Raw genomic sequence first — 17,130 nt, 5'->3', positions numbered from 1 at the left:
CACCGACCGCCCCACCCACAGGAGCTGAAATGTCTGAAGCAGAGAAGATCGCCACCGAGACCCGGAGCGAGTTCGGCAAGGGCGCGGCCCGCCGCATCCGCCGCGACAACAAGATCCCCGCCGTCATCTATGGCCACGGCAACGACCCGGTCCACGTCATCCTGCCGGGCCACCAGACCATGATGGCGCTCAAGCACGGCGGCGCGAACGCCCTGCTCGCGCTCGACGTCGAGGGCACCGAGCAGCTCGCCCTGACCAAGGACGTGCAGGTCGACCCGATCCGCCGTGTCATCGAGCACATCGACTTCGTGGCCGTCCGTCGCGGCGAGAAGGTCACTGTCGACGTCCCGATCCACGTCGTCGGCGACGCCGCTCCCGACACGCTGGTCGTGACCGAGAACGCGGTCATCTCCGTCGAGGCCGAGGCCACCCACATCCCCGAGTTCTTCGAGGTGTCGGTGCAGGGCGCCAAGGAGGGCACGCAGATCCTGGCCAAGGAGCTCGACCTCCCGAAGGGCACCACGCTGCTCGCCGACGAGGACCTGCTCATCGTCAACGTGACCCAGCAGATCTCGGCCGAGGCGCTCGAGGCGGAGCTGGAGGAGGCCGAGGCCGAGGCCGGCATCGAGCACGACGTGTCCGACGCCGAGATCGCCGAGGCCCAGGACGAGGCCGCCGCGATCGACGCCGGCGACGACGCTGCTGCCAAGGGCGACTCCGCGGAGTGATCCACCCGTTCCACTGGCTGCGCCGCATCGGGTCCCCCGGTGCGGCGCAGCCGCATTTGCGCCGCCCTCGTGGCGGGGAGGCGCCCTCCGGCTGGGAGGATGAGGCCATGAGCGAGGACGTGTGGCTGGTCGTCGGTCTCGGCAACCCCGGACCGACGTATGCCAACCACCGCCACAACGTCGGCTACCTGGTCACCGACGAGCTGGCCGACCGGATGGGCTCGTCCTTCCGTGCCCACAAGTCCGGTCGGGCTGACGTGGTCGAGGGCCGGCTGGCCGCCCCCGGCGTCCCCGGCCCGCGGGTCGTGCTGGCCCGGCCGCGGTGCTACATGAACGAGTCGGGTGGACCGGTGAAGGCGCTCGCGACGTTCTACAAGGTGTCCCCCGAGCGGATCATCGCGATCCACGACGAGCTCGACATCGCCTTCAACACGCTCCGGGTCAAGCTCGGTGGGGGCGACAACGGTCACAACGGCCTGCGCTCGATGCGCTCCTCCATGGGCACGGGTGACTTCTATCGCGTGCGAGCCGGCATCGGCCGCCCGCCCGGGCGCCAGGAGGTCGCCGACTTCGTGCTGTCCAACTATTCGACCGCTGAGAAGAAGGACCTCCCCTTCCAGGTGTTCGACGCGGCCGACGCGGTCGAGTCGCTGATCAACGACGGCCTGGAGAAGACCCAGCAGCGCTTCAACTCCTGAGTGCCGGGGTCCCGGGAAGCCGGTCACCAATATTGACGAACACCGAACCGGGGCAGGATCCGTCGTCATCGACCGACCGACCATGGCCGGGTCACACCGTGCGGGGCGTGACAAGCGGAACTTGGGGAGAGGCCCATGTCTGTGGCGAGCGTGGTGATACCGGCTCACAACGAGGCTGCCACCATCGAGCGCAACCTGGCCTACCTGTTCCAGGACGTCTGGCCGCTGGAGCTCGACGTCCTCGTGGTCTGCAACGGCTGCACGGACGAGACCGCGAGCCGGGCTCGGGAGGCGGTCGCCGGCATCAGGGTGCTGGAGATCGAGGATCCCTCCAAGGCCGTGGCCGTCAGGGTGGGCAACGAGGCGAGCGGATGCTTCCCTCGAGTCCACGTCGACGCGGACGTGGTCCTGTCGGGCGCCGACCTGCGACGACTGATCCAGCCCTTGCAGGACGGCGGCGTGCTCGCCGCCGCCCCTCGACGAGTCCTGGTGACGGCGCGCAGCAGCTTGGCTGTCCGCTGGTACTACGACGTGTGGGAACGCCTGCCGCGAGCTTGTGACGGGCTGTCCGGCCGCGGGGTCGTGGCCCTGTCCGAGGAGGGGCAGGCTCGAGTCGACGCCTTCTGCGAGGTGATGGGTGAGGAGGACCTCGCCATGACGGAGGCTTTCGCCCCGTCGGAGCGTGTCCTGGTGCAGGACGCAGAGGTCCGCGTGGCGGCGCCCCGTCGATTCGGCGACCTGGTGCGTCGTGGGGTGCGCGCGGCCGCTGGTGACGTCCGGGTCACGCGTGCGACAGCGCGGCTCCAGCGCTCGAGCTTCTGGCGCGAGCTGTGCGGCGCGGTCGTCCACCACCCCCCCCTCATCGTCAAGGTTCCGGTGTTCGTCGCGGTCTCGGCCGTCATCGGGGTCCTTGCCAGACGAGCGATCCGCACGGGTTGACGTCGAGAAGCAGCCTCGCGACGAGCGGTGGGGCAGTGGTCGCCTTGCCACTGCGGGACGCCGAACGATCGGGGCGTGGTGCGAGACGACCGTTGCCGGCTGCAGGGGTGGCTCAGGCCCCCGCGGCGGCGTTGGTCGTGGGATGGACGGTGGCTCCGCCCTTGCTGTGGTGAAGAGCGCCGACACGCTGGCGGTGCCGTCGGCACAGGGGCGGAGCCACCGGTTGCTGCGTCGGCGTGGCCCCCGGGACGTCGAAGGCCCAGCTGTGGGGGGCGGCCCGCCCGATGGGGACCTGCGGCCGGTCGCCTACCAGGCCCTGGACCGAGGGCACGGTGACCTGCGTCATCTGTTCCCTCTTTCCCGACCACGCGTCAACAGTGCTTGGAGCCTAGGGAGCCGACGCGTGCAGCACATGCCGAAAATGCGGCAAAGCCATGCACGATCAGCCGGGAGGTTGCCAGCGGGCGTGACGCGCCATCCCGACGGCGGCCAGCTGTGACGAGACCTCGAGCTTGCTGAGGATCGACTTGACCTGGGTGCGCACGGTCGCCTCCGACACCACGCTCGAGCGGGCGATGTCGCGAACCGTGTGACCCTCCAGGAGATGGCCCAGGACCTGCTTCTCACGAGCGGTGAGCATCTCGAGTCGACGTCGCATGTCCTCGGTCAGCATCCGTTCTCTCCGCCAGGCCTCGAGGAGGCTCTCCAGCTCCTCCGGCGGCATCACGGTCAGTCCTTGCGCGAGCCGTCGAACAACGCTGAGGATCTCCTGCATCGGCCGGCTCTTGGAGATCACCTTGCGAGCACCGGCGCGGGCGCACTCTCCCCAGCGGCCGCGCTCGTCCGACGCCGTCACGACGACGACGTTGGCGCCGGCGCGGGCCAGTGGCGAGATGAGCGGAGTGGCGTCACCGAACCGACCGAGGTCGAGGTCCAGCAGGACGATGCGGGCATTGATGCGCAACGCGGCTGACTTCAAGGTGGCGAGGGAGCCACCAATCTCGGGAAGGCTCAGGCGGCGGACGTCGTAGCCGTCGCGGGACAGTGCGATCTCGAGGGACTCCGCCAGGAGCGTGTGGTCCTCGATCACCAGGACCCGGGTGCTAGGACGAACGCCTTGCGTCACTGACGCTCGCCCCCTCCTGGAGCCGTCCCCGCGGGAGGCGGATGACGAAGGACGAGCCACTCGAGGCATCCGAGTCCGCCAGGACCAGCGATCCACCGTGCTCGGCCACCAGCCGGCGTGCGAGGTTGAGGCCGATCCCCTGACCCGGGGACTCGCTCCGGTGGACCCCCCACTCGAAGATCTGGTCGCGAGCCTCGGGCGGGACGCCGGGACCTTCGTCGGTCACGGCGATCTCCACGACGTCCTCCGCCGACGAGACTGCGATCCTGCTGCGGCTGCCACCGTGGACCGCCGCGTTGTCGAGCAGGATGTTGAGCGCCTCTGCGACGACATCGGGCCGGGCATGGACCACGGCACCTGACGGCTCCCACTCGATGGTGCGTCCCTGCGCACGATGCGACTCCAGGAGCACGTCGAGCGTTGCGTCGACGTCCACCGGTCCGGGCGGGTGGGACGAGTCGCCCACCACCAGTCGCTCGAGGCGGTCCAGCTCGGTGCTGATCGCTCGCTCGAGCCGGGCATGGGCGGAAGATCCAGGGCTCGCGTCGTGGAGGAGTCGCGAGGCCGACGCCGCCCCCACGACGGTGCTGCGGATCTCGTGCAGGGTCTCGTGACTGTGGCGCACGGTGGACTCGACCTCGAGCATCGAGTCCTCGAGGGCGACCATCCGGCGGTGCTGCCAGACGAGAGCCTCACGCAGGAGCCGGAAGGACGCTCCGGCCCAGAGAGCGGCTGCCCCGACCTGCATGCAGGCTGTGAAGAGATCTGTCGCGTCGACGTGTCCGGGCCAGGCCCGCACCGCGTTGCCGAACGCGATCAGCGTGATCGCTGTGGCGAGGCGCCTGCGCGCCCACTGGACCAGGCCGATGTCACGCAGGACGAGACCCGCGACGGCCAAGTAGCCGCACAGGACCATGAGTGACGCGGCCAGGGCTGCCGGCCTCGAGGAGACCGACACCAGGGGATCGAGATGGCCGGTGACGTTCAGCGCGGCCAGGGTGATGCCCGCCCCCAGGCCCAGACCCAGGGGGATGGGCATCGGCAAACCGCGGGCACCGAGGGCTACCAGCCCCAGCACCACGGCGGGGGCCAGGATGTCGTAGCCCACCCCCGAGGTGGCGAACAGGTTCCGGTCCTGCGACAGCACCGACAGGTTGTAGCCGGACGACACCACGACCTGCGTGCCCATCACCACCATGGCTGCCACGGTCCACCCCAGCCGTCGACTGGGTGTCGTGAGCCAGTGGAAGTAGAAGGTCAGCGATGCTGCCAGGAGCATCAGCCCGGCTACCAGGCCGGCGAGCAGCGCCGTGACAGCAGGCCCCCGACCCCCCGGGGCGGTCAGCAGGACGACGACCACCGCTGCCACGGTCAACACCGCGGCCAACACCCCCGACTGCCAGCTGCTCCTCTTGAATTCCTCGAAATCCAGCACAGTCACCACCCTTGCGCCAGTCGGCTAGCGCGCCGATCGGCTCCCCAAACGGTCCCCTGACCGCAAAATTTTGCGTGATATCCCCGAGAACTGCCCGTGAAACATATGCCTGTGGTATTGGCACCTCGTTCGATATTCAACCCATACCCAATTCTGGGCAAGATCCGGACTAGACCACCTCGCGAGCCGCACGGAGACAAGGCCGACGAACCGTCACGATCTCGGCCGGACAGGTCCGCATCCCCAATTCGGTTGAGACCCGGCACCGTTGTGGGGGGCTGCAGGCCGGTGCGTGCACGCTTCCGGGAGAGGTGAGGGAGCCTCTGGTGGGAGAGTTCCATGCGTAAGTTGTGGGCAGCGCACGTCTCGGGAGCAATCGTCCCCGGGACTGCGGTGCTGGTCGTCTCACCCCTGCTGTTGAACGCGCAGGCGGTGTCTGCTGCCCTCCGGGGACGTGGCGTCGCTGCCGAACCGGCCGACTGGGTGGAGGGGGTGCGTCGGGCACGGCAGACGCTCACCGACCGCGACACCGTCCTCATGCTCCACGACCTCAACGACCTCGGAGAGGTCATGGCCGCCCAGGACCTCATCTCGCACTCGCAGGCACGCTTCCTGGTGCTGACCAGCCGCGACGAGGGCCCCGCCTGGGGTGCCCTCCTGGCGGGGGGTGCCGCCGGGATGATGCCGGCCGGCTCGTCCCTCGACGAAGTCGAGGCGGCGCTGGTCCGCACCGGTGAGGGTCTGCCTGTGCTCGTCGAGACCCGACGGTCGAGGCTGGTGCGCGAGTGGTTCCGCTGGCAGGACGAGAACGACGACCTGCGCAGGCGGCTCGGGACCCTGTCGCCGCGGGAGCGCGACATCCTTGCTCGGCTGTCCGCGGGCTCGTCGGTCAAGGACATCGCGGCCGCCCTGGGCATCGCCGAGACCACCGTGCGCGGCCACATCAAGTCGCTGCGGCGCAAGCTCGATGCGGGCTCCGTGCTCACCGCCGTGGCAGCGGCACATCGGTTGGGCAGCCTGCTCCTGGGGGTCGCGGGCCGACCGGGTGCAAGCACCGAGGGGCGACAGCACGACGAGAGCGAGCTGGTGCGCCACTAGGCTGGCGATCGTGACCGAAGCGACCAGCCCTTCCCCGGACGACCTCTCCGACGACCACGCCTTCGCGGCCTGGGCCGCCGACCAGGCAGGTGAGGTCCTGCTGCAGGTCCGCGCCGAGAGCGGCCTCGAGGGCAAGGAGCTCAAGGACGCGGGCGACGCCGCGGCCCAGGAGCTGTTGGCGCGGCTGCTCGCCGAGCACCGCCCCGACGACGCCGTCCTCAGCGAGGAGGCCACCGACGACAAGGCCCGCCTCGACGCCTCACGGGTCTGGATCATCGACCCCCTCGACGGCACCCGCGAGTTCTCCGAGCCGCCGCGCGACGACTGGGCGGTGCATGTCGCCCTCTGGGAGGCCACCGCAGACGGCGGCGAGCTGACCGCGGGCGCGGTGGCCCAGCCCGCGCTGGGGGAGACCTTCAACACCGGTGCGCCCAGCGCCATACCCCCCCGCACGTCCGAGCGCCCGCGGATCGCCGTGAGCCGCACCCGGCCGCCGGCGTTCGTCCAGGCGCTGGCCGCCGAGATCGACGCGGAGCTCGTGCCGATGGGCAGCGCCGGCGTCAAGGTGATGAGCGTCGTGCGCGACGTCGCCGACGCCTATGTCCACGCCGGCGGGCAATACCAGTGGGACAACGCCGCGCCCGTGGCAGTGGCTCGCGCGGCCGGCCTGCACTGCTCGCGCGTCGACGGCTCACCGCTGGTCTACAACGAGGACGACACCTCGCTGCCCGACCTGATCGTGTGCCGCCCCGAGCTCGCCGACCAGATCATCGACTTCGTCAAGCGCCACGGCACCGACTGAGCGGCCGCCGGGCTTCCTCTAGGGCAGTGCCTCCGGATGCCGCTCGAGATAGCGGTCGACCGGGATCGGCCGCTTCGAGGCATAGCCCTCCTCGAGCAGCACGCTCCCGCGCTGCGTGAGGTAGTAGACCTGCCAGCCGTGGTAGCCCAGGAAGGCCTCGGGACGCCGCTGCATCACCTGCGCGTGCAGCGTCACGCCGCGGACGTATGCCGATGAGTTGTTGTAGCGGTAGAGCGCGGCCGCCTTGTTGCGGCTGAAGCCGTTGGCCCGCAGCAGGCGACCGGCGGCGAGGATCGCATCGTGCGGGTCGTTGATGTCGCCGCCGTTGCCATAGATGTCCCAGGTCGTGGGGATGAACTGCATCGGACCCTGGGCGCCGGCGACGGAGGTGCCCCGGATGCGGCCGTAGGCCGTCTCCACGAGGTGGATGGCCGCCAGGAACTCCCAGTCGACGTCATATCGACGCTCTGCCTCGCGGTAGTGGCTGCGCAGGGTGCGCGGACTCGGCGGGGCGACGATCCGCCAGGCGGGGAGCTCGTCCGACAGGCCGGCGGGGCTGGTGGGGTGCATCGAGCGGAACTCGCGACGCGAAGCCACGTTGTCGCGGACGTCGCGACGCCACCTCGCGGGCAGCCGGCGCAGGACTCGAGGCAGCCACCGGTCGTGCAGGCTGGTCTCCCGGATCGCAAGCTGCTCCTGGTGTCCTGCGAGCTCGACCTGCGCGGCGGTGGAGTCCGGGTCGGTGATGACCGACATGGCGGCCTCGAGTTTGCGGGCGGCATCCGCCGGTCCGCTCGGACGGCTGGGGCGCAGGAGTGGCTCCCCGGTGGTGGGGGAGGGCGGCGACGTACGACTGGATGGCGCGCTGCTCGAGCCGGGTCCGCCGGCTGACGGGTCGTCCTCCGCGCAGGCCGGGGCACCGACCAGCAGGAGCAGGACGACCAGAGCGGTTCGCTTCACCGCCTCACCCTACGACCGCGGAGGGCGGCGCTCCGTCGCCCCGTAGACTCACACCCGAACCCCCCTCCGCTGCCGGTTGGGGGTCTAGCCGCGTTCTGGAGCGATGGAGGTCGCCGTGCCACACCCCCCGACGGCGACGCCACTGGCGGCCGCGGCCGATGCAGTGCTGGCCGGACCGGTCCTGGCCGAGGCGATGTCGCAGGCCGCGCAGGTCCGCACCCTGGACCTGACGGGACCGCTGGCAGTGCGGCCGCTGGTCGTCAAGGGGCTCTTCGACGTCGGACGCACCGTGCTCGCCGTGACCGCGACCGCGCGCGAGGCCGAGGACCTGGTCGTCGAGCTCGGTGACCTCATCGACCCCTCGTTGGTCGCCCACTTCCCGTCGTGGGAGACCCTGCCGCACGAACGGCTGAGCCCTCGCAGCGACACCGTCGGTCGTCGACTGGCGGTGCTGCGTCGGCTCAAGCACCCCGGCACCGACGCGAGCAACGGCCCGCTTCGCGTCGTCGTCGCGCCGGTGCGCTCGCTCCTCCAGCCGCAGGTCGCGGGGCTGGCAGACCTGGCGCCGGTCGAGCTGACTCCCGGCTCGTCGATCCCGATGGACGAGGTCGTGCGAGGGCTGGCCGACGCCGCCTACTCCCGGGTCGACATGGTCGAGAAGCGCGGGGAGTTCGCCGTGCGCGGCGGGCTGGTCGACGTCTTCCCGCCCACCGAGGAGCACCCGGTCCGAGTGGAGTTCTGGGGTGACGAGATCGAGGAGATCCGCTCCTTCTCCGTCGCCGACCAGCGGACCCTCGAGAGCCTGGAGAGGTTGTGGGCGCCGCCGTGTCGTGAGCTGCTCCTGACCGATGACGTACGCCGACGCGCCGCCGAGCTCGGGCAGGCCCACCCGCAGCTCGTCGAGCTCACCGACAAGATCGCCGCCGGCATCGCCGTCGAGGGCATGGAGTCCCTCGCACCCGTGCTGGTGGACGAGCTGGAGCTGCTGGTCGATCTCTTCCCCGACAGCACCACCGTCCTGGTGCTCGACCCGGAGCGGGTCCGCACGCGCGCGCACGACCTGGTGGCGACCAGCGAGGAGTTCCTCGGCGCCAGCTGGGCCGCGGCCGCGAGCGGCGGCCAGTCGCCCATCGACCTGGGTGCCGCCTCCTACCGCGAGGTGGCCGACGTGCGCGGGGTGGCCATCGGCCGCAACCTCGGGTGGTGGACCGTCAGCCCCTTCGGCATCGAGAGTCCCGAGCCCGCGCTGTCGACGGGGCCCGAGTCCGACGTCGACGTGCTCGTCGGCGCCGTACCGTCCCGGGCGCTGGGGATCCAGCCGTCCGAGGCCTATCGAGGCGACATCGAGCGGGCCGTGGCCGACATCCGTGCCCTGCTCGCCGACGGCTATCGGGTCACGGTGGTGCACCAGGGGCACGGCCCTGCCCAGCGGATGGTCGAGGTGCTGGCCGAGCACGACGTCGCGGCCACCCTCTCCGACGTCGAGGCAGCCGCCGATCGCAGCGTGGTGACGGTGACGACGGGCTGCCTGGTCACCGGGTTCAACGACCCGACGACGCGCACCGCGGTCCTGACCGGTGAGGACCTCTCGGGCCAGAAGGCCTCCACGCGCGACATGCGCAAGATGCCCGCGCGCCGCAAGAAGCAGATCGACCCGCTCGAGCTCAAGGCCGGCGACTACGTCGTGCACGAGCAGCACGGGGTGGGGCGCTTCGTCGAGATGCAGCAGCGGGTGATGCAGGGCGCCACCCGCGAATACCTCGTCCTGGAATACGGCTCCTCCAAGCGGGGCGCACCCGCTGACAAGCTGTTCGTGCCGGCCGACACGCTCGACCAGGTCACCCGCTACGTCGGTGGCGAGCAGCCCAGCCTCGACCGGCTCGGCGGCGGCGACTGGACCAAGCGCAAGAACCGCGCCCGCAAGGCAGTGCGCGAGATCGCCGCCGAGCTGATCAAGCTCTATGCAGCGCGGCAGGCCACCCAGGGGCACGCGTTCGGCCCCGACACCCCCTGGCAGCGCGAGCTCGAGGACGCGTTCCCCTTCCACGAGACGCCCGACCAGCTGACCACCGTCGACGAGGTCAAGGCCGACATGCGCCGGACGGTGCCGATGGACCGGCTGATCTGCGGCGACGTGGGCTATGGCAAGACCGAGATCGCCGTCCGTGCCGCCTTCAAGGCGGTCCAGGACGGCAAGCAGGTCGCCGTGCTCGTCCCGACGACGCTGCTCGTGACGCAGCACCTGTCGACGTTCACCGAGCGGATGAGCGGCTTCCCGGTCGTGCTCAAGGGATTGTCGAGGTTCCAGACCGACAAGGAGGCCAAGGAGGTCATGGCCGGTCTCGCCGACGGCACCGTCGACATCGTGGTGGGGACCCACCGGCTGCTCAACCCCGACACCCGGATCAAGGACCTCGGCCTGATCATCGTCGACGAGGAGCAGCGCTTCGGTGTCGAGCACAAGGAGCAGATGAAGCGGCTGCGCACCAGCGTCGACGTGCTGGCGATGAGCGCGACCCCGATCCCGCGCACGCTCGAGATGGCGGTCACCGGCATCCGGGAGATGTCCACGATCACCACGCCGCCCGAGGAGCGGCACCCGGTGCTGACCTATGTCGGTGCCTACGAGGACCGGCAGGTGGTCGCCGCCGTACGCCGTGAGCTGCTCCGTGAGGGACAGGTCTTCTTCATCCACAACCGGGTGAACTCCATCGAGAAGGCGGCCGCGCACATCCGCGAGCTCGTGCCGGAGGCGCGGGTCGCGACGGCGCACGGCCAGATGGGCGAGCACCAGCTCGAGCAGGTGATGCTCGACTTCTGGGAGAAGCGCTTCGACGTGCTCGTCTGCACCACCATCGTCGAGTCCGGCCTCGACGTCTCCAACGCCAACACGATGATCATCGAGCGCGCCGACACCCTCGGTCTCTCCCAGCTGCACCAGCTCCGTGGCCGCGTCGGTCGCTCGCGCGAGCGTGCCTACGCCTACTTCCTCTATCCGGCCGAGAAGCCGCTGACCGAGACCGCCCACGAGCGGCTGGCGACGTTGGCGCAGCACTCCGACCTCGGCGGCGGCATGGCGATCGCGATGAAGGACCTGGAGATCCGCGGCGCCGGCAACCTCCTCGGCGGGGAGCAGTCGGGCCACATCGCCGACGTCGGCTTCGACCTCTATGTCCGGCTCGTCGGGGAGGCGGTCGCCGACTTCAAGGGGGAGGCCGAGGCAGAGGCCAAGGAGGTGCGCATCGAGCTGCCCGTCGACGCGCACCTGCCCCACACCTACATCCCCTCGGAGCGACTGCGGCTGGAGATGTACAAGCGACTCTCCGAGGTCCGCGCCGACGAGGACGTCGACCAGCTCCGCGAAGAGCTCGTGGACCGCTACGGCGAGCCCCCGATCGAGGTGGAGTCGCTGCTGATCGTGGCCCGGTTCCGGGCACGCGCCCGACAGGCCGGCATCGGCGAGATCACGATCGCGGGCAAGCACGTCCGGTTCGCTCCCGTCGACCTGCCCGACTCGCGGGTGGTGCGCCTGAACCGTGTCTATCCCAGGAGCATCGTCAAGGCCCCGGTCAGTACGATCCTGGTGCCGCGTCCGCAGACTGCCGTCATCGGGGGCAAGCCCATCGACGGGATCGCCCTGCTTGAATGGGCGCGGCACGTGATCGACGACATCATCGATCCGCCTGCAACCACGTCCTGACCCTGGAGCGAAGAATCGTGCACAAGTTCCGCCTGCTCGTCCCGGTTGTCCTCGCCGGCGTCCTGACGACCACCGGCTGCGCAGGCAGCGCCTCGCCGGGTGTGGCCGCACGCGTCGGGGACGAGACGATCACCGCGGGAGAGGTCGACGAGACGACACGTCACCTCTGCACCGCGCTGGGTGAGCGGTTCAAGGAAGAAGGGCGGCTGGTCCAGCTGGGTGTCATCCGGCAGGGCGTCCTGCAGTTCCTGGTCCTTCGCTCACAGGCCGACCAGCTGGCCGAGGAGTACGGCGTCGAGCCCTCCGCGGCCTATCGGCAGGCCGTGGCCGAGCACGCGCGCACCGCGACCGACTTCCCCGAAGAGGTCCGCGACGACTACGTCACCGTCCTGAGCACCGACGCCCTCGCCTCCGACATCGCCAGCCAGGTCGGACGGATCGAGCTGGCCGAGGAGGGCTTCACCGAGCCGACCGAGGAGCAGGTCCAGCAGGCGGCGCGCGACGCGTTCACCTCCTGGCCCGATGCCAACGGCATCGACGTCGACCCGAAGTACGGCATCGAGCTCGTCGACGGCGTCCTCACCGAGGTCGACACGAGCCTCTCCTTCGCCGTCAGCGACAAGGCCAGGGCGGGTCTGCCCGTAGACCCCGATCCGGCCGACCCAGGTGCAGTCCCCGAGCCCGACCCGGCCTACGTCGGCTCGTTGCCGAGCAACCAGACCTGCGGCTGAGCCTGCCGATGCCCGCGCGCCGATGAACCACGCCGACGGCTCCCCGCTGGTCGAGTTCATCGAGGTGATGCACCAGCTGCGCCAGCGGTGCCCGTGGAAGGCCGAGCAGACCCACCGCTCCCTCGCACGCCACCTGCTCGAGGAGACGCACGAGGCGATCGAGGCGATCGAGGCGGGCGAGGCGGGCGAACCCGGACACCTGTGCGAGGAGCTCGGCGACGTCCTGCTGCAGGTCTACTTCCACGCCGAGATCGCCAGCGAGGCAGGGCAGTTCACCATCGACGACGTCGCGCGCGGCCTGACCGAGAAGATGCGCCGCCGCAACCCGCACGTCTTTGGACCGGCCGACAGCGCCCTGAGCGCGACCGAGGTCAACGACCAGTGGCAACAGCTGAAGGCGGCCGAGAAGACGCGGACTTCGATCACCGACGGCCTGCCTCCGGGCCTGCCCGCCCTGCTGCATGCCGACAAGGTGCTCGACCGGCTGCAGCGCGTCGACGCAGAGCCGGACCCGACAGCGGCGCCGGCGCCCTCCGCGGGGATCGGTGATCGCCTGCTCGACCTCGTGCGCGAGGCGCGAGCCGACGGGATCGACCCGGAGCAGGCGCTGCGCGACGCCATACGTCGTGTCGTGGCTGCGCACGACGGCTCCGACCTGCCGGACGACGAGGGCGGGCGTCCCGCTCGCTGAGGGCCGTACGCCGCGGCCAACCGCTGCGTCTAGGGTGAAGCCCACTGTCTTCCACCCTCACAGGAGCACCCGTGGCATCAATCGCAGCTGTCGGCGCCCGCGAGATCCTCGACTCGCGCGGCAACCCCACCGTCGAGGTCGAGGTCGTCCTCGATGACGGCGCGTTCGGCCGCGCTGCTGTCCCCAGTGGTGCCTCGACCGGTGCCTTCGAGGCCGTGGAGCTGCGCGACGGTGGCAAGCGCTACCTCGGCAAGGGCGTCCAGAACGCCGTCAAGGCCGTGAGCGAGAACATCGCCGGCGCGATCGTCGGCCTCGACGCCGACGACCAGCGGCTGGTCGACCAGACGATGCTCGACCTCGACGCCACGCCCAACAAGGCCAAGCTCGGTGCCAACGCCATCCTCGGCGCCTCGCTCGCCACCGCCAAGGCCGCGGCGGAGTCGGCCGGCCTGCCGCTGTTCCGCTATGTCGGCGGCTCCAACGCCCACCTCCTGCCGGTGCCGATGATGAACATCGTCAACGGTGGCGCCCACGCCGACTCCAACGTCGACGTCCAGGAGTTCATGATCGCGCCGATCGGTGCGGCCACGTTCGCCGAGGCGCTCCAGCAGGGTGCCGAGGTCTACCACGCCCTCAAGTCCGTGCTGAAGAAGAAGGGCCTCTCGACCGGGCTCGGCGACGAGGGCGGTTTCGCCCCCGACCTGGACAGCAACCGAGCGGCGCTCGACCTGATCGCCGAGGCCGTCAAGAGCGCCGGCTTCAAGCTGGGCAAGGACATCGCCCTGGCCATGGACGTCGCGGCCAGCGAGTTCCACGAGAAGGGCAAGTACACCTTCGAGGGCAAGAAGCAGTCGAGCGAGAAGATGATCGACTACTACGCCGACCTCGTCGCGTCCTACCCGATCGTCTCGATCGAGGACCCGCTCGACGAGGAGGACTGGGACGGCTGGAAGGCCATCACCACCGCCCTCGGCGACAAGACCCAGCTCGTCGGCGACGACCTGTTCGTCACCAACGTCGAGCGGCTCCAGCGCGGCATCAGCGGCGGGCAGGGCAACGCGATGCTCGTCAAGGTCAACCAGATCGGCTCGCTGACCGAGACCCTCGACGCGGTCGAGCTGGCCCACCGGGCCGGCTTCCGCAACATGATGAGCCACCGTTCGGGCGAGACCGAGGACACCACCATCGCCGACCTGGCCGTGGCCACCAACTGCGGTCAGATCAAGACCGGCGCCCCGGCCCGTTCCGACCGCGTCGCGAAGTACAACCAGCTGCTCCGGATCGAGGACGCGCTCGGTGACGCGGCTCGCTACGCCGGGGCGGCTGCCTTCCCGCGATTCGGCGGCTGAGCGGGGCAGACTGCTCCACATGGCGCCCCCTTCCCAACGTCGCACTCCGCGGGGTGGTCCCGGCGGCAGCACGCGGCCGGGCACCCGCAGCGGCGTAGAACGAGGAGCGTCGCGCGCTCGGTCGGCCGGATCACGCCCGGCGGTTGCGAGCTCGCAGCCCACCGGTGCCGGGTCCGGTGGGCCTCGTCGACCGCGCCTGACCGGACGGGCTGCCGTGCTGGTGCTGGTGCTGGCCGTGCTGACCGTCTCCTACGCCTCCTCGCTGCGCGCCTACCTCCAGCAGCGTTCCCACATCGACGACCTCAAGACCGCGATCGCCGAGCGGGAGGCCAGCATCAACGCGCTCGAACGCGAGAAGCGGCGCTGGCAGGACCCCGCGTTCGTCCGTGCGCAGGCCCGCGCGCGCTTCGGCTACCTGATGCCCGGGGAGACCGGGTTCCTCGTGCTCGACGAGAACGGCGACCCGCTGGAGACCCGGGTCTCGCTCAGCGACCCCGACGACCGGGCGAGCGTGCCCACGGCCTGGTGGTCGCAGGCCTGGGCGTCGGTCGAGCTCGCCGGCAACCCACCCGCCCCCAGCGAGGGCCCGGCCCTCGAGATCGATGGTGTCAAGAAGCAGTGAACGACCAGCCCACCGATGACCAGCCTGCCGACGCCCCGCCACGGATCCGCGCCGCCGACGTGACCGCGATCGCCGCCCAGCTCGGACGGGAACCACGCGGCATCCACGACATCGGCCACCGGTGCCCCTGCGGCAACCCCGACGTCGTGACGACCGAGCCGCGGCTGCCCAACGGCACCCCGTTCCCCACGACCTTCTATCTCACCTGTCCGCGCGCAGCCTCGCGGATCGGTCGGCTGGAGGGCTCGCACGTGATGAAGGAGATGGAGGAGCGGCTCGCCGACGACCCTGACCTGGCCGCTGCCTACCGTCGGGCCCACGAGCGCTATCTCGAGGCCCGTGCCGAGCTCGGTGAGGTCCCCGAGATCGAGGGCATCTCGGCCGGCGGCATGCCTGAACGGGTCAAGTGCCTGCACGTCCTGGCAGGTCAGTCGCTGGCCCAGGGTCGCGGGGTCAACCCGTTCGGCGACGAGGTGCTCGACCTGCTCGGCGAGTGGTGGGAGTCGGGTCCGTGCGTGTAGCCGCGATCGACTGCGGCACCAACTCGATCAAGCTGCTGATAGGCGAGCGCACCGACGACGGGTTCTTGGTCGCCGTGCGCGACTCACGCGTCGTCCGTCTCGGACAAGGCGTCGACCGCACCGGCGAGCTCGCGACCGAGGCGCTGGAGCGGACCTTCGCCGCGGTCGAGGAGTTCGCCCGGACCATCGAGGGCTTCGGGGTCCCCGCTGACCGCATCCGCTTCTGTGCGACCTCCGCCACGCGCGACGCCCGCAACGCGGCCGTGTTCACCACGGGCGTCGAGCAGCGACTCGGCGTACGCCCCGAGGTCCTCTCGGGCGACGAGGAGGCGGCCCTGGTCTTCGCCGGCGCGCTGGGAGCGGCCCCGGTCACGATCAGCACCCCGGCGCTGGTCGTCGACATCGGCGGTGGCTCGACCGAGCTGGTCCTGGGTGAGCAGCAGCCGAGCCAGTCGACCTCCATGGACATCGGGTCGGTGCGGCTGACCGAGCGCCACCTGCCTGACGATCCGCCCGGCCACGAGCAGGTGGCCGCCTGCGTCGCGGACGTCGACAAGCACCTCGCCGAGTCGGGCGTCGACGTGGCTGCCGCCCGCACGGTCGTCGGCACGTCGGGCACCATCAAGACGATCGCCTGCGGGGTGCTGGAGCTGCCCGGCTATGACCGCGAGGCGTTCGACGGGGTGACCCTGCGCACCGACCGCACGCTGGAGTTCTGCGACGACCTCGTCGCGATGACGGTCGAACAACGTCGTGCCCTGCCCTACATGCACCCCGGCCGCGCCGACGTGATCGCCGCCGGTGCCCTGATCTGGGCTCGCATCCTGGTCCGGTCGGGTGCCGAGACCTACGTCGTCTCCGAGGCGGACATCCTGCACGGGATGGCCCGGGCCATCCAGGCTTGAGCGCGCGCCGTGATGCTGCCCCACCCGCTCACCGGTCAGCCGTTCGAGAGCCCCGTCCCGCCGGGCACCGGCTGGCCCGACGACCCGGCAGCGCCCGACACGCGGGTGGCCCGCACCCCCGCGGGCGTACGCCGACTGGCGCGCGTCGACACGCTCGCCGAGGTCGACGCCCGGGTGAGCGTCTGCTCCGCGTGCCCTCGACTCGTGACGTGGCGCGAGGAGGTCGCGGTGACCAAGCGCGCCTCGTTCTCCGACCAGCCCTACTGGGGCCGGCCGATCGCGGGGTGGGGTGACCCGGAGCCCGAGCTGCTGATCGTCGGCCTGGCCCCCGCCGCCAACGGCGGCAACCGGACCGGGCGGGTGTTCACCGGTGACTCCAGCGGCGACTGGCTCTTCGCCTCGCTCCACCGGACCGGATGGGCTGCCCAGGCCAGCAGCGAGCACGCGGGCGACGGCCAACGGCTGCTGGGCGCCCGGATGGTCGCGACGGTGAGGTGTGCGCCGCCGGCCAACAAGCCGACTCCGGAGGAACGGGACACCTGCGCGCCGTGGATCGCCGCCGAGATCAAGCTGCTGATGCCGAGCGTGCGGGTCGTGGTCGCCCTGGGGGCCTATGGCTGGGACGGCGCCCTGCGGTCGTTCGCAGCGGCCGGCGTCGGCATACCGAAGCCCAGGCCGCGCTTCGGCCACGGCGCCGAGGCGGCCCTGGGTGACGCCACCCTGCTGGGGTGCTACCACCCCTCGCAGCACAACACCTTCACCGGGCGGCTGACCCCCACCATGCTGGATGAGGTGTTCGAGCGGGCCCGCGCGCTGACACAATGA

The 17,130-nt window shown here is 70.7% G+C and carries 17 protein-coding genes; 13 read left to right on the top strand and 4 right to left on the bottom strand.

What is annotated here, in order from left to right:
- Nucleotides 1-29: 29 nt before the first annotated feature.
- The 3 genes from G7071_RS01240 (at nt 30) to G7071_RS01230 (ending at nt 2,365) form a co-directional block, all read left to right on the top strand.
- Nucleotides 30-728, top strand: a complete 699-nt coding sequence (locus tag G7071_RS01240) for a 50S ribosomal protein L25/general stress protein Ctc (RefSeq protein WP_166313938.1) — start codon at nt 30-32, stop codon at nt 726-728.
- Nucleotides 729-835: 107 nt separating this feature from the next.
- The gene (pth, locus tag G7071_RS01235; protein WP_166313936.1) at nt 836-1,426 is read left to right on the top strand and encodes an aminoacyl-tRNA hydrolase; all 591 of its coding nucleotides are present in this window, start codon (nt 836-838) and stop codon (nt 1,424-1,426) included.
- Between the two features lie 135 nt (nt 1,427-1,561).
- Nucleotides 1,562-2,365, top strand: a complete 804-nt coding sequence (locus G7071_RS01230; RefSeq protein ID WP_166313934.1) for a glycosyltransferase family 2 protein — start codon at nt 1,562-1,564, stop codon at nt 2,363-2,365.
- Nucleotides 2,366-2,477: 112 nt separating this feature from the next.
- On the opposite strand, the gene G7071_RS01225 is transcribed toward G7071_RS01230, so the two are convergent.
- The 3 genes from G7071_RS01225 to G7071_RS01215 all read right to left on the bottom strand — a co-directional run bounded on the left by G7071_RS01225 (nt 2,478) and on the right by G7071_RS01215 (nt 4,926).
- The gene (locus tag G7071_RS01225) at nt 2,478-2,711 is read right to left on the bottom strand and encodes a hypothetical protein (RefSeq protein ID WP_166313932.1); all 234 of its coding nucleotides are present in this window, start codon (nt 2,709-2,711) and stop codon (nt 2,478-2,480) included.
- A gap of 96 nt (nt 2,712-2,807) precedes the next feature.
- Nucleotides 2,808-3,455, bottom strand: a complete 648-nt coding sequence (locus tag G7071_RS01220) for a response regulator transcription factor (protein WP_246210297.1) — start codon at nt 3,453-3,455, stop codon at nt 2,808-2,810.
- A gap of 13 nt (nt 3,456-3,468) precedes the next feature.
- Nucleotides 3,469-4,926, bottom strand: a complete 1,458-nt coding sequence (locus G7071_RS01215) for a sensor histidine kinase (protein ID WP_166313928.1) — start codon at nt 4,924-4,926, stop codon at nt 3,469-3,471.
- A 339-nt stretch (nt 4,927-5,265) separates the two neighbouring features.
- Between G7071_RS01215 and G7071_RS18865 the strand changes: the two genes are divergently transcribed.
- Both G7071_RS18865 and G7071_RS01210 read left to right on the top strand, forming a co-directional pair.
- A complete protein-coding gene (locus G7071_RS18865) occupies nt 5,266-6,024 on the top strand; it encodes a helix-turn-helix transcriptional regulator (RefSeq protein ID WP_246210296.1) in 759 nt (252 codons plus the stop codon).
- 10 nt (nt 6,025-6,034) lie between these two features.
- Nucleotides 6,035-6,826, top strand: a complete 792-nt coding sequence (locus G7071_RS01210; protein WP_246210295.1) for a 3'(2'),5'-bisphosphate nucleotidase CysQ — start codon at nt 6,035-6,037, stop codon at nt 6,824-6,826.
- Nucleotides 6,827-6,844: 18 nt separating this feature from the next.
- On the opposite strand, the gene G7071_RS01205 is transcribed toward G7071_RS01210, so the two are convergent.
- On the bottom strand, nt 6,845-7,786 hold the full coding sequence (locus G7071_RS01205; RefSeq protein ID WP_246210294.1) for a lytic transglycosylase domain-containing protein: 942 nt from the start codon (nt 7,784-7,786) through the stop codon (nt 6,845-6,847).
- A 193-nt stretch (nt 7,787-7,979) separates the two neighbouring features.
- Between G7071_RS01205 and mfd the strand changes: the two genes are divergently transcribed.
- The 8 genes from mfd to G7071_RS01165 all read left to right on the top strand — a co-directional run bounded on the left by mfd (nt 7,980) and on the right by G7071_RS01165 (nt 17,130).
- Entirely contained in the window at nt 7,980-11,486 is a 3,507-nt protein-coding gene (gene mfd / locus G7071_RS01200; protein ID WP_166320859.1) for a transcription-repair coupling factor, read from the top strand.
- Between the two features lie 17 nt (nt 11,487-11,503).
- Nucleotides 11,504-12,217, top strand: coding sequence for a SurA N-terminal domain-containing protein (locus G7071_RS01195; RefSeq protein ID WP_166313924.1), 714 nt, complete (start codon nt 11,504-11,506; stop codon nt 12,215-12,217).
- 22 nt (nt 12,218-12,239) lie between these two features.
- Nucleotides 12,240-12,908: a nucleoside triphosphate pyrophosphohydrolase gene (locus G7071_RS01190; RefSeq protein ID WP_166313922.1), complete on the top strand. Its 669-nt coding sequence runs from the start codon at nt 12,240-12,242 to the stop codon at nt 12,906-12,908.
- A gap of 71 nt (nt 12,909-12,979) precedes the next feature.
- Nucleotides 12,980-14,257, top strand: coding sequence for a phosphopyruvate hydratase (gene eno, locus G7071_RS01185; protein WP_166313920.1), 1,278 nt, complete (start codon nt 12,980-12,982; stop codon nt 14,255-14,257).
- Between the two features lie 214 nt (nt 14,258-14,471).
- Nucleotides 14,472-14,879, top strand: coding sequence for an FtsB family cell division protein (locus G7071_RS01180; protein WP_246210293.1), 408 nt, complete (start codon nt 14,472-14,474; stop codon nt 14,877-14,879).
- Between the two features lie 44 nt (nt 14,880-14,923).
- Nucleotides 14,924-15,400: a DUF501 domain-containing protein gene (locus G7071_RS01175; protein WP_206062969.1), complete on the top strand. Its 477-nt coding sequence runs from the start codon at nt 14,924-14,926 to the stop codon at nt 15,398-15,400.
- Nucleotides 15,391-16,305, top strand: a complete 915-nt coding sequence (locus G7071_RS01170) for a Ppx/GppA phosphatase family protein (protein WP_206062866.1) — start codon at nt 15,391-15,393, stop codon at nt 16,303-16,305. Before G7071_RS01175 ends, G7071_RS01170 begins: the two co-directional genes overlap by 10 nt.
- A 12-nt stretch (nt 16,306-16,317) precedes the next feature.
- Nucleotides 16,318-17,130: a uracil-DNA glycosylase gene (locus G7071_RS01165; protein WP_166320858.1), complete on the top strand. Its 813-nt coding sequence runs from the start codon at nt 16,318-16,320 to the stop codon at nt 17,128-17,130.

Source organism: Nocardioides piscis (assembly GCF_011300215.1).
Taxonomy (GTDB): Bacteria; Actinomycetota; Actinomycetes; order Propionibacteriales; family Nocardioidaceae; genus Nocardioides; species Nocardioides piscis.
This window is presented reverse-complemented; position numbering and strand designations above follow the sequence as displayed.